The organism is Albidovulum aestuarii, assembly GCF_029961185.1.
Lineage (GTDB): Bacteria > Pseudomonadota > Alphaproteobacteria > Rhodobacterales > Rhodobacteraceae > Albidovulum > Albidovulum aestuarii.
Genome location: NZ_JASBQQ010000001.1, coordinates 662,253 through 676,047, shown reverse-complemented (window position 1 = coordinate 676,047; position 13,795 = coordinate 662,253). Strand labels below are relative to the sequence as shown.

At 63.5% G+C, this 13,795-nt stretch carries 11 protein-coding genes; all 11 read left to right on the top strand.

Going from position 1 to position 13,795, the window contains the following annotated elements; genetic code table 11:
- Positions 1-48: 48 nt before the first annotated feature.
- Entirely contained in the window at positions 49-1,452 is a 1,404-nt protein-coding gene (locus QKW60_RS03500; RefSeq protein WP_282366465.1) for a hypothetical protein, read from the top strand.
- Positions 1,453-1,644: 192 nt separating this feature from the next.
- Positions 1,645-2,811: a putative lipid II flippase FtsW gene (ftsW, locus tag QKW60_RS03495; RefSeq protein ID WP_282366463.1), complete on the top strand. Its 1,167-nt coding sequence runs from the start codon at positions 1,645-1,647 to the stop codon at positions 2,809-2,811.
- Positions 2,811-3,908, top strand: coding sequence for a UDP-N-acetylglucosamine--N-acetylmuramyl-(pentapeptide) pyrophosphoryl-undecaprenol N-acetylglucosamine transferase (locus QKW60_RS03490; protein ID WP_282366461.1), 1,098 nt, complete (start codon positions 2,811-2,813; stop codon positions 3,906-3,908). The genes ftsW and QKW60_RS03490 overlap by 1 nt, the downstream gene beginning before the upstream one ends.
- Entirely contained in the window at positions 3,905-5,314 is a 1,410-nt protein-coding gene (murC, locus tag QKW60_RS03485; RefSeq protein WP_282366459.1) for a UDP-N-acetylmuramate--L-alanine ligase, read from the top strand. The genes QKW60_RS03490 and murC overlap by 4 nt, the downstream gene beginning before the upstream one ends.
- 48 nt (positions 5,315-5,362) lie before the next feature.
- The gene (locus tag QKW60_RS03480) at positions 5,363-5,611 is read left to right on the top strand and encodes a DUF2484 family protein (protein WP_282366457.1); all 249 of its coding nucleotides are present in this window, start codon (positions 5,363-5,365) and stop codon (positions 5,609-5,611) included.
- 39 nt (positions 5,612-5,650) lie between these two features.
- Positions 5,651-7,348, top strand: coding sequence for a hypothetical protein (locus QKW60_RS03475; RefSeq protein WP_282366455.1), 1,698 nt, complete (start codon positions 5,651-5,653; stop codon positions 7,346-7,348).
- Between the two features lie 364 nt (positions 7,349-7,712).
- Positions 7,713-8,660, top strand: coding sequence for a UDP-N-acetylmuramate dehydrogenase (murB, locus tag QKW60_RS03470; protein WP_282366453.1), 948 nt, complete (start codon positions 7,713-7,715; stop codon positions 8,658-8,660).
- A 36-nt stretch (positions 8,661-8,696) separates the two neighbouring features.
- Complete coding sequence (locus QKW60_RS03465) at positions 8,697-9,620, top strand: D-alanine--D-alanine ligase (RefSeq protein WP_282366451.1); 924 nt, start codon at positions 8,697-8,699, stop codon at positions 9,618-9,620.
- Complete coding sequence (locus tag QKW60_RS03460; RefSeq protein ID WP_282366449.1) at positions 9,608-10,510, top strand: cell division protein FtsQ/DivIB; 903 nt, start codon at positions 9,608-9,610, stop codon at positions 10,508-10,510. Before QKW60_RS03465 ends, QKW60_RS03460 begins: the two co-directional genes overlap by 13 nt.
- Positions 10,507-11,838: a cell division protein FtsA gene (gene ftsA / locus QKW60_RS03455; protein ID WP_282366447.1), complete on the top strand. Its 1,332-nt coding sequence runs from the start codon at positions 10,507-10,509 to the stop codon at positions 11,836-11,838. Before QKW60_RS03460 ends, ftsA begins: the two co-directional genes overlap by 4 nt.
- Before the next feature lie 172 nt (positions 11,839-12,010).
- Positions 12,011-13,630: a cell division protein FtsZ gene (gene ftsZ, locus QKW60_RS03450; RefSeq protein WP_282366445.1), complete on the top strand. Its 1,620-nt coding sequence runs from the start codon at positions 12,011-12,013 to the stop codon at positions 13,628-13,630.
- Positions 13,631-13,795 lie beyond the last annotated feature (165 nt).

Genomic DNA, 13,795 nt, shown 5'->3' with positions numbered 1-13,795 from the left:
ATCCGGCCCCATTGAAGTGCCTCGGGGCCCTCACAAGGAGGCCATGTCATGCCGAAACCCTCCGGTTCAGGTGGTGGAAAAAACACCACGCCGACACCGCCCGCAGGCGCCATTGTCGGAACGTCGGGCGACGATCTGATCAATGATCTGACCTCTCCGGCTTCCACGCCCTTTGACGACGTCATCTGGAGCCTTGAGGGCAATGACGAGGTGCATGGCGGCGACGGCAACGATACGATCGAGGCCGGTGCGGGCGACGACACGATCTATGGCGGTGCGGGCAACGACGTCATCAATGGCGGCGACGGCAGCGATGTGATCATCGCCGGCGCGGGCAGCGATACAATCGACGGCGGCACCGGCGGCGGTATCGACACGGTGATCTATTACGGCGAGGTTGGCGTCGATTACGACTATACGATCCAGACGACGACCGTCGGCAAGGGCAAGAACCAGCAGACCGTGGTCACGGGGTTCACCGTGACCGCGCTCGACGGGTCGGGCGATGTCGATATCATCACCAATGTCGATGAGCTGATCTTCGTCGAACTGCCCTCAGCGGGCGATATCATCACGCAGGGCGACTTTGATCTGGTTGCCTTCGACAGCACGGTGACACTCGATCCGCTGGCCAACGACTACGTCGAAGGCGGGCAACCCGGCGCGGGGCTTACATTGTCGGCGATCGTCGACGTCCAGATCGACCTCGACCAGGACGGGATCAACGATGTCGACCTGATCCCGGATGGCCAGCCGCTGTCTTACTACACCGGTGGCGGGCTGCTGAATGACGGGTCGATCCTGACGCTCAATCCCGACGGCACGCTGACCTGGGATCCGAATGGCGTTTACGACACGGCAGGCGGCACCACACCGGTCGTCCAATTCTGGTATGAGGCGACCGACGGTGCGGGCAATTTCGCCTATGGCGACGTCACCTTCCAGGTGACCTATCCGGCGCCGGTGGGCGATATCGAGTTCGAGAATATGACCAGCGTCTATGATCCCATCACAGCGGCGATCACCGGTATCTGGATCTATCAGGACGGGCCCAACGGCCAATACTGGATCAGCCAGCTTTCCTCGGCGACGAACTATTTCGAGGAGCGCGACGCAGGGGCGGCGAGCTTCGATTATGACGGTGACGGTGACGACGAATTCCGCGTCTGGACGGATCCGAACGGTGACACGCACGAAATTAACGTCACCCATCAGGATCACTCGCCCTTCGATCTCGGCGGCTTCACCATGACCGGTTTCGATCCGGGGGAAACGGCGACCATCGTCTTCTCGGATGTCAACGGCAATGCGGTCGGGCAGGTGACGGTCACATCCGCCGATCTCGATGCGAATGGCGTCCTGAGCTTCACCAACGCCACCGATGTGATCCAGTTCAGCGTGATCGCCGGAGCCGGGGACGAGTTCTACATCGACGATATCTTCCTGCTGTAGGCGCATTCTGTCCGACACAGGCGGTCGATCCACCCATTGGGTGACAGCTCAATCGTGCGCATCACCGCGCTTTGAAAATACGCGGAAATTCCGCCTGTTGCCCTTCTTTCACTGGCACTGAGGCGCGATCTTCGTTACACTTCCTGTCAGACCCGGCAAACGGGCGGTTCGAGGCAGTGAAAGCGGTATCCCATGACTGAAATGGTCTATGGCTCCATCCCCGCGCGGGCAGGTGAGCCGGTTCTCCCCCGCTGGTGGCGCACGATCGACAAATGGTCGCTCTCTGGCGTGATGGTGCTTTTCGGGATCGGGCTCCTGCTGGGCCTCGCCGCTTCGGTTCCGTTGGCGGAAAAGAACGGGCTCGATCCTTTCTACTATGTGACGCGGCAGGGCTTTTTCGGCGTCATGGCCCTGGCCGCGATGATGTTCACCTCGATGATGTCGCCCGATCTTGTACGTCGCCTCGGAGTCATCGGATTTCTGCTGGCCTTCGTGGCACTCATGCTGCTGCCGGTTTTCGGGACCGATTTCGGCAAGGGCGCAACGCGCTGGTATTCGCTGGGCTTCGCCAGCTTCCAGCCATCGGAGTTCCTCAAGCCCGGTTTCGTCATCATCTCGGCCTGGCTGATGGCGGCGGCGCAGGAGATCAACGGCCCCCCGGGGCGGCTTTATTCCTTCGTCCTCACCATCGTCATCGTCCTTTTCCTCGCGCTTCAGCCCGATTTCGGACAGGCCTGCCTGATCCTTTTCGCCTGGGGCGTGATGTATTTCGTGGCGGGCGCCCCGATTACGCTTCTGACCGTGATCGGTGGCCTCGTCGTTGCGGGCGGCATCTTTGCATATGACGTGTCGGAACACTTTGCCCGCCGTATCGACGGGTTCCTCGCGGCCGATATCGACCCCAGAACCCAGATCGGCTACGCCACCAACGCCATTCAGGAAGGCGGCTTCTTCGGTGTCGGCGTCGGCGAGGGCACTGTCAAATGGTCGCTTCCTGACGCCCATACGGATTTCATCATCGCGGTCGCGGCCGAGGAATACGGGCTTGTCCTCGTCCTCGTAATCATTGCGCTTTACGGCGCGATCACCGCGCGGTCGCTCTTCCGTCTGATGCGGGAACGTGACCCGTTCATCCGGCTTGCGGGAACGGGGCTGGCTTGCGCTTTCGGGGTGCAGGCGCTGATTAATATGGGCGTTGCCGTGCGGCTTCTGCCCGCCAAGGGGATGACGCTGCCCTTCGTGAGTTATGGCGGCTCTTCGGTCATCGCCTCGGGCATCGCGCTCGGCATGCTTCTGGCGTTCACCCGCGCGCGGCCGCAGGGCAAGATCGGTGATTACCTGATCAAACGGGGGCGCTGATGGCGGCGCCTCTGCTTCTCATTGCAGCCGGGGGAACCGGCGGGCACATGTTTCCTGCGCAGGCCTTGGCAGAGGCGATGCTGAGCCGTGGCTGGCGGGTGAAGCTGTCCACAGACGAACGTGGTGCGCGTTATGCGGGCGGCTATCCGAAAGAGGTAACGGTCGAGACAGTGACCGCAGCGACCTTCGCGCGCGGCGGTGTTGCCGCGAAACTTGCCGTGCCGTTCCGGATCGCGGGCGGCGTGGCTGGCGCCATCCTCGGCATGATGCGCGACAAGCCTGACGCGGTGATCGGGTTCGGCGGTTATCCGACGATCCCGGCCCTTGCCGCGGCCGTCGCCTTGCGCATCCCGCGAATGATCCACGAACAGAACGGCATCCTTGGCCGCGTGAACCAGCTTTTCGCCAAGCGCGTCCGCTGGGTGGCCTGCGGCACATGGCCGACGACCCTGCCCCAAGGGGTCGAGGGTCATCACACCGGCAATCCCGTCCGCAAGGCCGTGCTCGACCGCGCCGGTGCGCCGTATATCCCACCCGGTGATTACCCGATGAGCGTCGTCGTGATCGGCGGGTCGCAGGGCGCACGTATCCTTTCAGACCGAGTGCCAGAGGCGATGGCAGCCCTGCCGGAAGCACTTCGGGACAACATCCGTGTCGCCCATCAGGCCCGGCCCGAGGATGTCGACCGCGTCGTCGCCGCCTATGCCGGGGCGGGCATCCGCGCCGACGTGCGCCCCTTCTTCGACGACGTGCCGCGCCGTTTTTCTGAGGCGCAGCTGATCATTTCCCGCGCGGGTGCTTCCTCGGTCGCGGATATCTCGATCATCGGCCGCCCGTCGATCCTCGTCCCCTTCGCTGCGGCTGCCGGCGACCACCAGACCGCGAACGCTCATGGGCTGGTGGAAGCCGAGGCCGCGATACTGATCCCCGAATCCCGGCTTGACGCCGCCACGCTCGCGGGCCATGTCGCCACGGTTCTGGAAAACCCCGCCGCCGCGACCCGCATGGCCAAGGCGGCCCTTGCCTATGGCATCCCCGACGCCACCGACCGTCTGGTCCAGATGGTCGAGGCCCTGCCCGTGAAAGAGACGACATGAACGCCGCCGCCACCAAACTGCCCGGAGAGCTGGGCCCCATCCATTTCGTCGGTATCGGCGGCATCGGCATGTCGGGCATCGCCGAGGTGCTGATGACTTTGGGCTATCGGGTGCAGGGATCGGATGCGAAGGCCTCGAAGATCACCGAACGGCTGGTCAAGCTGGGCGCGACCTTCTTCGAAGGTCAGAATGCCGAAAATATCGGTGAAGCGGCGGTTGTCGTGATCTCTTCGGCGATCAAGAAGGGCAATCCCGAGCTTGAAGAGGCCCGCAAGCGCGGCCTGCCCGTGGTGCGCCGGGCCGAGATGCTGGCCGAACTGATGCGCATGCGCTCGAACGTCGCCATCGGCGGGACGCATGGCAAGACGACCACGACGACCATGGTAGCGACCCTGCTCGACAAGGGCGGTTTTGACCCGACCGTGATCAATGGCGGCATCATCCATGCCTATGGCTCCAACGCCCGCGCCGGGGCAGGGGAGTGGATGGTGGTCGAGGCGGATGAGAGCGATGGCAGCTTCAACCGCCTGCCCGCGACCATCGCCATCGTGACCAATATCGACCCGGAACATATGGAGCATTGGGGCGATTTCGATAAGCTCCGGCAGGGGTTTTACGACTTTGTCTCCAACATCCCGTTCTACGGTGCCGCCGTCTGCTGCACCGATCATCCAGAGGTTCAGACGCTGGTGGGCCGTGTCACAGACCGGCGGGTCATCACGTTTGGCTTCAACGCGCAGGCAGATGTGCGGGCGGTGAACCTTCGTTATGAAAACGGTGTTGCTCATTTCGATATTGCCCTGCGCGGAGAGGATGAGGGTTCCGTCATTGAGGGCTGCACCCTGCCGATGCCCGGGGATCACAACGTTTCCAATGCCTTGGCCGCCGTCGCCGTCGCCCGTCATCTGGGCATGAAGAAGGATGAGATCCGCGAGGCTTTGGCCAATTTCGGCGGCGTCAACCGGCGCTTCACCAAGGTGGGCGAAGTCTTGGGCGGGGTCACGATCATCGACGATTACGGCCACCACCCGGTGGAGATCGCGGCCGTTCTGAAGGCCGCGAGACAGGCCACGAAGGGCCGGGTCATCGCCGTTCATCAGCCCCACCGCTACACCAGATTATCCAGTCTTTTCGAGGACTTCTGCACCTGCTTCAACGAGGCCGACGTGGTCGCCATCGCCGAGGTCTATGCCGCCGGTGAGGAGCCGATCCCGGGGGCGAGCCGCGACGATCTGGTGGCTGGCCTCATCGCCCATGGCCATCGCCATGCCCGCGCGCTGCTGAGCGAAGATGATCTGGAACGGCTGGTCCGCGAACAGGCGCGGCCGGGGGATATGGTTGTCTGTCTGGGGGCGGGGACAATCTCGGCCTGGGCCAATGCGCTGCCTGCCCGGTTCGGAGGGTAAGCCATTGGCAGTACAAGAGAAATATGGCGGGCAGGGGGGGCAGACGGGATGAATATCTCGATCCTCCTCGCCTGTCTCTGGGCCATCACCGCGACCCTGATCGCCATGCTGCCGTCGCGCGACCGCCACTGGCGCGCGGCCTATGTGCTGATCGCGGTGGGCATCCCGATCCTTGGCTATGTGACCTATCAGAACGGCCCATGGGTGGGGCTGATCGTGCTGGCCGCAGGCGCCTCGATCCTGCGCTGGCCGCTCATCTATCTCTGGCGCTGGCTGCGGCGGAAACGGGCCCGCTGAGCCCGTCGGCAAAGCGTCTGCAAAACGTATGGCAAGCGTATGGCTTCCGTCCCGACACGGGTGCTTGAAGGGGAGGGCTGTTTCGGTCAGCTTGAGAGCATGACGCAACCCAACGAAATCCGAGATGTTGAAGCTCTTATTGAGTGGCTGGAAACACGCCATCCTGAAGAGGCGGCCATCATCGCGCTTCGAGCAGTGCTGCGGTTGATGCCGCTACTTGGCGCTGCAATGTCTGAGCCTTGGGTGAACGCAAATAATGCTTCGATGTTGCCAGCGCTTCGGCTTGGTCTATGGGGAATGGTCATGGTGCACGAACAGGCACCAAGCTATGCGTATGTTGAACCTCCAGACCCTAGGGCGGAAAAGGCTCTTTATCAGATTGCAGAAACCGCCAACCGCATGAGCGCTGCAAGAGTGGTTGATGTGGCGCGAGTTGCAGCGGACGCAGCAGACGCCGCGGCTTCTTTTCAAATCTCCAACGCGACAGCGTCTGAACTCGCCCGATCTGCGCGCCATGACGCCGCAAAAGTAATACGTATGGCTTCAGAAATATCTCTAGCTGGCCCCGGGGCTATGGCACAGCTTCGAGCCGATGCAGACTCAATGGCCACAGGAGCCTCGCTCTACCTCCAACGTTTGTGGACTATTGAGCGAATGCCCAGCTGGTTTGTCGAATCCGAACGTGCGATGCGCAGGCTATGGGAGCTTAAACCTGATACCTGGGGTTTTTGGGGGCGATGGTGGGACGGCGTTAGTGCAGGTAAGCCAGTCAACTATTTGTTTCAAAGAGACGTAGTTTGTATACGCGATGTAGTATGGCAGCAGGGGCCGGATGCGATTGCGGAGGCAATTGCTGGCATTGACCGGCCACTTCTAACACATCCTCAAATAGCACTCGCTGAGGCAATTCGGGAAAACCCATTCGCTCTAAGAATCGACGTTGATGCTGGGTCGGCGAGCCTGGTCGCAGATGAACTTCGAGAATTCGATCTTTCGGACATCATCGACGCGGTCGCAGCCTCCATGCGCGATTTTACCCGGCGCACAGCGGGTATGATGACCGGGAACCAGCCCGGTTTTGCCCTGCGCGAAACGGTGAACCCAGCCGTCAAGGAGTTGCGGCGTGACCTGAAGAGATACGCAGATTCTCCTTTAAAGCTGCACGATGCAATCGGCGATGCCATTCAGGAGGTCGTCGCATCTGCCCGGCGGGAAGGCGTTCAGTCTGAACCGGTGCTGCAACGCCTGATCGGTGCTTGGACACGGCAGCAAACCGATCTTTGCGGAACCTGCCCGGAGCTTCTGGAAATGATCCGGAGGCGGACCATGGTTCAGGTGAAACTGTTCACCGAAGCAGAGTTGCGTCAGGCGCTGACGCTTGGTCAGGGCCTGCATGATCGGAGCAGCGGATATCTGCGCGTTGCGACCGCGTGGGCGTTGAAGACGATTAAGGACCCCAGCCGACCCAAGGAAGAATTGCAAAGCGCGTGGTACTTTCTTGCGGCTGTGTTGCCGCGCGGGGCCGATGCCGCGATCCGTTTCGAAGAGGGGCGTAAGTCGGCGAAAGAGGGTGGCGTTGCCAAGAAGATCAAGGACGTCGCCGATATTGCCGTTGCGGGCGACAAGATTGTCGATGTGGCGCAGGAAAACGCCAGCGAGATTTGGGATTTCGGCCACTGGGTCGCTTCTGAAATCATGTCCGGTAATTGGTTTGGGAACGGCGGCGGCTTGGGCTGAGCTTCCAATGCAATCGGAGTTTCCGTTTCAACCCGCCCGGAATCAAGGCGCGCTTGCGCGCCGCCGGGCAGCGCCCGACCGCCCCCTGGGCGGGCGCTCCTGAACCGTTTCGAGGGGAACGGGCGTTGGAGGTGGCGGCGCCATAAAGTGCCCAACTCTGGCGTAGCAGCGCCCGCCCGCGGTCGGGCGCTGCCCGGCTTGATCTCGTGTCGGGTCTGGTTTGCCCCCACCCCCATCCCCTCCCCACGAGGGGGAGGGGAGGCGCTTTGGGGAAAGGTGTTCGCGATCTGGTGGTGCGGTTTCTTGTGGGGCGTTCCTCGGGAGAGGCTTGCCCCTGTCGTCCTGCCGGATTAACCGTCACCTCATGAGTTTGACCCTTCCCTCTCCCCGGGGGGCTTTGACCCCTGACAGGCCTTTGGCCGATCTGACCTGGCTGCGCGTTGGCGGGCCGGCGGAGTGGTTGTTTCAGCCTGCCGATCTCGACGATCTCTGCACCTTCCTTGCGGCCCTGCCGGAAGACGTGCCGGTCTTTCCGATGGGGGTCGGGTCGAACCTGATCGTGCGTGATGGCGGCATAAGGGGCGTGGTGATCCGGCTTGGGCGCGGGTTCAACGGGATCAGCGTCGTAGGCAACCGGGTGACGGCCGGGGCGGCGGCCTTGGATGCCCATGTCGCGCGGAAGGCGGCCGAGGCGGGGGTGGACCTGACCTTCCTGCGCACCATTCCCGGCGCCATCGGCGGCGCGGTGCGGATGAATGCGGGCTGTTATGGGTCCTACACCGCCGATCACTTCGTTCAGGCGACGGTGGTGGCGCGCGACGGGACCGTGCGGACGGTCACGAAGGATGAGATGGGCTTTGCCTATCGTTCGTCGTCCTTGCCCGAGGGGGCCATCGTCACCGAGGCGGTGTTCGAGGGGCCCTTGGCCGATCCGGCGGAACTGGCCGCGCGGATGGAGGAGCAATTGGCCAAGCGCGACGCGACCCAGCCGGTCAAAGACCGCTCGGCAGGCTCCTCCTTCCGCAATCCGGCGGGGTTTTCGTCGACCGGCAAGGCGGATGATGTGCATGACCTGAAGGCCTGGAAGCTGATCGACGAGGCCGGGATGCGCGGCGCGCGGCAGGGCGGCGCGCAGATGAGCGAGAAGCATCCGAACTTCCTGATCAACACCGGCGGCGCGACGGCTGCAGACCTTGAAGGATTGGGCGAAGAGGTCAGAAAAAGGGTTTTCAAAAACAGCGGTTTGACATTAGAGTGGGAAATCATGCGCGTGGGCGTAACATCGCCTGAGGCAGTCGCGCAGAAACCATAAGACAAGGGGCCGGAAAAGGCCCCGTTCGAGGCAAAATTGGCAGGCAAGTCGAGCAGACAAGCCTCCAGAGTGGCGGTACTGATGGGCGGCCTTTCCGCAGAGCGGGAGGTGTCGCTGTCGAGCGGGCGTGAATGCGCCGCAGCGCTCCGGGAGGCAGGATTCACGGTGATCGAGGTCGATGCGGGCCGCGATATTGCCGCACGTCTGGCCGAGATCAGACCCGATGTCTGTTTCAACGCACTCCATGGCCGCTGGGGCGAGGATGGCTGCGTGCAGGGCATGCTGGAATGGCTGGCCATTCCCTATACCCATTCGGGCGTGCTGGCCTCGGCCCTGTCGATGGACAAGACGCGGGCCAAGGACATCTATCGCGGCGTCGGGCTGCCGGTGGTGGAGAGCCTGCTGGCCCCCAAGGCCGCGGTCATGGCGCGGCACGTGATGGCGCCGCCCTATGTGGTGAAACCGAATGCCGAAGGATCGTCCGTCGGGGTCTATATCGTCGCGAAGGACGCCAATTCGCCGCCGCACCTGGGTGAGGAGATGCCCGAGATTGCGATGGTCGAGGAATATGTGCCGGGGCGTGAGTTGACCGTCTCCGTTCTCGGCGACCGGGCCCTGGGCGTGACCGAGATCCATACCTCGGGCTGGTACGACTACCATGCCAAATACGCGCCGGGCGGGTCGACCCATAGCTGCCCCGCGGTCATTCCCGCCGAGATTGCCAAGGCGGCCTGCGACTATGCCTTGCGCGCCCACCGGGCGCTTGGCTGCCGGGGCCTGTCGCGGTCGGATTTCCGCTGGGATGACAGCCGGGGGCTGGAGGGTCTCTTCATTCTGGAAACCAATACCCAACCGGGGATGACGCCCACATCGCTCAGCCCGGAACAGGCGGCGGCGGTGGGCATGTCGTTCCCCGAGCTTTGCGCCTGGATCGTGGAGGACGCGTCATGCGGTCGCTAGGCGGGGCGGAACGGCGGTTTGCCGAACAGGCCGAGCCGGTGCGCCGCGATCCGGCGCCGTCGCGGCTCGCCTACCGGATGGACCGGCTGTGGCTGACGCCGATGTTCCGGCTGGCAGTGCGCGTCGGCCTGCCCTTTGTTCTGGCGGTGTCGCTGGTCGGCGGCTACCTCGCCGACGACGCGCGGCGCGCGGGCATCGCGAAATCGCTGGCCGATCTGCGTGAAAGTGTCGAGACGCGGCCGGAATTCATGGTCAAGCTCATGGCGATCGATGGGGCCTCGGCCCCGGTCGCGACCGCGATCCGCAAGATGCTGCCGGTGGCGCTGCCTGCCTCATCCTTCCGGCTGGACCTTGAGGCCTTGCGCGCCGAGATCGAACAGGTCGATGCGGTGGCCTCGGCCGAACTGCATATCCGCAAGGGCGGCATTCTTCAGGTCACGGTGCGTGAACGTCAGCCGGCGATCCTGTGGCGGACCGAGGCCGGGCTGGAGATGCTGGACGCGACCGGCCACCGGGTGGCGACGCTTCTGAACCGCGCGGCGCGGCCTGATCTGCCGGTGATCGCGGGCGAGGGGGCGGATGCGCGCGTGGGCGAGGCGCTGGCGCTTTTAGATGCCGCTGAGCCGATCCGGGACCGTATCCGCGGGCTGGTCCGCGTCGGTGAGCGGCGCTGGGACATCGTGCTGGACCGCGATCAGCGCATCCTCTTGCCGGAGACGAAGGCGATCGAGGCCGTACAGCGGGTCATCGCGCTCGATCAGGCCGAGGACATGCTGGGCCGCGATCTGACCATTGTGGATCTGCGCAATCAGAACCGGCCGACGATCAGGATCGCGGCCGATGCCAATGCCGAACTGACAAGTCTTGAAACCGGGGTGACAGGGCAATGACCGATCTTTACCAGTCCCAGCGCGCGATGCGGAACATGCGCCGTGCGGCGATGCAACGGGGCGTTGTCGCGATCCTTGACGTGGGCACGTCGAAGATCGCCTGTCTGGTCCTGCATTTCGACGGGCCTGAGGAGATGCGCGAGGACGGACTCGGTTCGCTTGCCGGGCAGTCGCAGTTCCGCGTGATCGGTGCCGCCACGACCCGCTCGCGCGGAGTGCGGTTCGGCGAGGTCGATGCGATGGCCGAGACCGAGCGCGCGATCCGCACCGCCGTGCAGGCCGCCCAGAAGATGGCGCAGACGCGGGTCGATCACGTCATTGCCTGTTTTTCCGGCGCGAGCCCGCGCAGCTATGGGCTGGCGGGCGATATAGAATTGCATGACGGTCAGGTCAGCGAGCAGGATGTGGCGCGGGTATTGGCCGCCTGCGACGTTCCGGATTTCGGCGCGGGGCGCGAGGTGCTGCATGCCCATCCGGTGAACTTCGCGATCGACCACCGGTCGGGCCTTGGCGATCCGCGCGGCCATGTCGGCAACCGGCTGTCGGCGGACATGCATCTGCTGACGATCGACACGACGGCGGTGGAGAACCTGCTTTACTGCATCAAGCGCTGCGATCTGGAGATCGCGGGGCTGGCGTCCTCGGCCTATGTGTCCGGGCTGTCGTCCCTCGTCGAGGACGAGCAGGAACTGGGTGCCGCCTGTATAGACATGGGCGGCGGATCGACCGGGCTGTCGATTTTCATCAAGAAGCACATGATCTTTGCCGACTCTGTGCGGCTGGGCGGTGACCATGTCACCTCGGATATCTCCAAGGGTCTTCAGGTGCCGCTGGCCACCGCCGAGCGGATCAAGACGATCCATGGCGGGGTTCATGCGACCGGCATGGATGACCGCGAGATGATCGAGATCGGCGCGGATTGCGGCGACTGGGAAAAGGACCGGCGGCAGGTGAGCCGAACGGAACTGATCGGCATCATGCGGCCCCGTGTCGAGGAGATTCTGGAGGAGGTCAGGGCACTTCTGGATGCGGCCGGGTTCGACCAGTTGCCGAGCCAGCAGATCGTCCTGACGGGCGGCGCGAGCCAGATCCCCGGCCTCGATATGCTGGCCGCGCGAATCCTTGGACAGAACGTGCGACTCGGTCGCCCCTTGCGCGTTCAAGGCCTGCCGCAGGCGGCGACTGGCGCCGCATTTGCGTCAACCGTCGGTCTTTCGCTCTTTGCCGCACACCCGCAAGACGAGTGGTGGGATTTCGAGATTCCGGCCGAACGTTACCCGGCCCGGTCGCTGCGTCGCGCGGTTAAATGGTTTAAAGACAACTGGTAACCGCATTATCTTGATGTGTCGGCGAAATACCGCTGAATGCCGTATATTTAACCCCCAGATTTTGTAGCGTTTTTGCGTTTTTTTCGTGACCTCCGGCGATTCTGTGACTAAAATCGCACTAATGCGGAAAAAAGCGGCTGGTTCAGGCCGGGGACAAACAGGCGGATAATCAATGGCATTGAATCTGATGATGAGTGAACGTGAAGACCTTAAGCCACGGATCACTGTTTTTGGCGTGGGCGGGGCTGGCGGCAACGCGGTCAACAACATGATCGAGAAGCAGCTTGAAGGCGTGGAATTCGTTGTGGCGAATACCGACGCCCAGGCGCTGCAGCAAAGCCATTCGAAATCGCGCATCCAGATGGGTGTGAAAGTGACCGAGGGTCTGGGCGCGGGCGCCCGTCCGTCGGTCGGCGCGGCTGCCGCCGAGGAGACGATCGAAGAGATCGTCGATCACCTCGCCGGTGCGCATATGTGTTTCATCACGGCCGGTATGGGTGGGGGCACCGGAACCGGGGCAGCGCCGATCATCGCGCAGGCCGCGCGCGAGCTTGGCGTTCTGACCGTCGGCGTCGTCACCAAGCCGTTCCAGTTCGAGGGCGGCAAGCGCATGCGCCAGGCCGATGACGGGATCGAGGCCCTGCAAAAGGTCGTCGATACGCTGATCATCATCCCGAACCAGAACCTGTTCCGTCTGGCCAATGAGAAAACCACCTTCACCGAGGCCTTCGCCATGGCCGACGACGTCCTTTATCAGGGTGTGAAGGGTGTCACCGACCTCATGGTCCGTCCGGGTCTGATCAACCTCGACTTCGCCGATGTCCGCGCGGTGATGGACGAGATGGGCAAGGCGATGATGGGCACGGGCGAGGCATCCGGTGAGGATCGCGCGGTGCAGGCGGCCGAGAAGGCCATTGCCAACCCGCTTCTCGATGAGATCAGCCTGAAGGGCGCCAAGGGTGTCCTGATCAACATCACCGGTGGCAGCGACCTCACGCTCTTCGAGCTGGACGAAGCGGCGAACCGTATTCGCGAGGAAGTGGACCCCGACGCGAACATCATCGTCGGCTCCACGCTCGACGACTCGCTGGAGGGCACGATGCGGGTGTCGGTCGTGGCGACTGGCATCGATGCGAATGTCGCGCAGACCGAAATCCCGACGCCGCGCCGTCGTCTGGCCGAGCCGCTGCAACCTGCCGCCGTGGCCGAGCCGGAGCCGGTTCGCGCACCGGAGCCGGTCCGGGCCGAACGTGCGCCCGAGCCGGTTGCCGCCCAGCCGGAACCGCGCCGGGAAGAGCCGCGCCGCGAGCCTGTGGCCGCGCGTGAGGAAGAGCGGACGCTCTTTGATGCGACCTCGGCCGGGGGCGACCTGCCGCCGCCCGCCTATCAGCCCGAGCGCAATGCGAATGTGCAGAACCTGCATGTCGAAGATGACCCGCAAAGCTTCGTCGCGCCGCGTCCCCGCGCGCCGGGCACGCCGTCACCCGAGGCGCTTGCCCGGCTTCAGGCCGCCGTCAACCGCGCGCCTGTCCAGCAACAGGCGCAGCGTCCGGTGGCCCAGCCCGCCGCACGCGGGCCGCAGCCGGTGCAGCGGACAGCCGAAAAACCGCGTTTCGGCATCAACACGCTTCTGAACCGCATGACCGGCCACCCGGCCGAGGAGCGTGAGCGGACGATGCCGCCGATGCGTCAGCAGCCGACCACGCAAGCCAGCTACGAGGACGATCACGACGTCGATCCGGATCAGGAACGGATCGAGATTCCGGCCTTCCTGCGCCGTCAGGCCAACTGAGAACCGGTAACATTTTCCCAGAAAAGGGGCGGCGGCAGCCGCCCCTTTTTATTTGTAGGGCAACGAGTTAGAGACAGAATATCGAGCACAGGCGGCGCTTTGCCGACAATTGCAACGATTGTTACAGTCCGTTGCAAAGAGTGAGTTGGCTTTCACGACGGTCAC

What these genes read in the sequence shown, in the direction of transcription:
- QKW60_RS03500 (WP_282366465.1), top strand. Translation starts at nt 49, where the DNA reads ATGCCGAAACCCTCCGGTTCAGGTGGTGGAAAAAACACCACGCCGACA.
- ftsW (WP_282366463.1), top strand. Translation starts at nt 1,645, where the DNA reads ATGACTGAAATGGTCTATGGCTCCATCCCCGCGCGGGCAGGTGAGCCG.
- QKW60_RS03490 (WP_282366461.1), top strand. Translation starts at nt 2,811, where the DNA reads ATGGCGGCGCCTCTGCTTCTCATTGCAGCCGGGGGAACCGGCGGGCAC.
- murC (WP_282366459.1), top strand. Translation starts at nt 3,905, where the DNA reads ATGAACGCCGCCGCCACCAAACTGCCCGGAGAGCTGGGCCCCATCCAT.
- QKW60_RS03480 (WP_282366457.1), top strand. Translation starts at nt 5,363, where the DNA reads ATGAATATCTCGATCCTCCTCGCCTGTCTCTGGGCCATCACCGCGACC.
- QKW60_RS03475 (WP_282366455.1), top strand. Translation starts at nt 5,651, where the DNA reads ATGGCTTCCGTCCCGACACGGGTGCTTGAAGGGGAGGGCTGTTTCGGT.
- murB (WP_282366453.1), top strand. Translation starts at nt 7,713, where the DNA reads ATGAGTTTGACCCTTCCCTCTCCCCGGGGGGCTTTGACCCCTGACAGG.
- QKW60_RS03460 (WP_282366449.1), top strand. Translation starts at nt 9,608, where the DNA reads ATGCGGTCGCTAGGCGGGGCGGAACGGCGGTTTGCCGAACAGGCCGAG.
- ftsA (WP_282366447.1), top strand. Translation starts at nt 10,507, where the DNA reads ATGACCGATCTTTACCAGTCCCAGCGCGCGATGCGGAACATGCGCCGT.
- ftsZ (WP_282366445.1), top strand. Translation starts at nt 12,011, where the DNA reads ATGGCATTGAATCTGATGATGAGTGAACGTGAAGACCTTAAGCCACGG.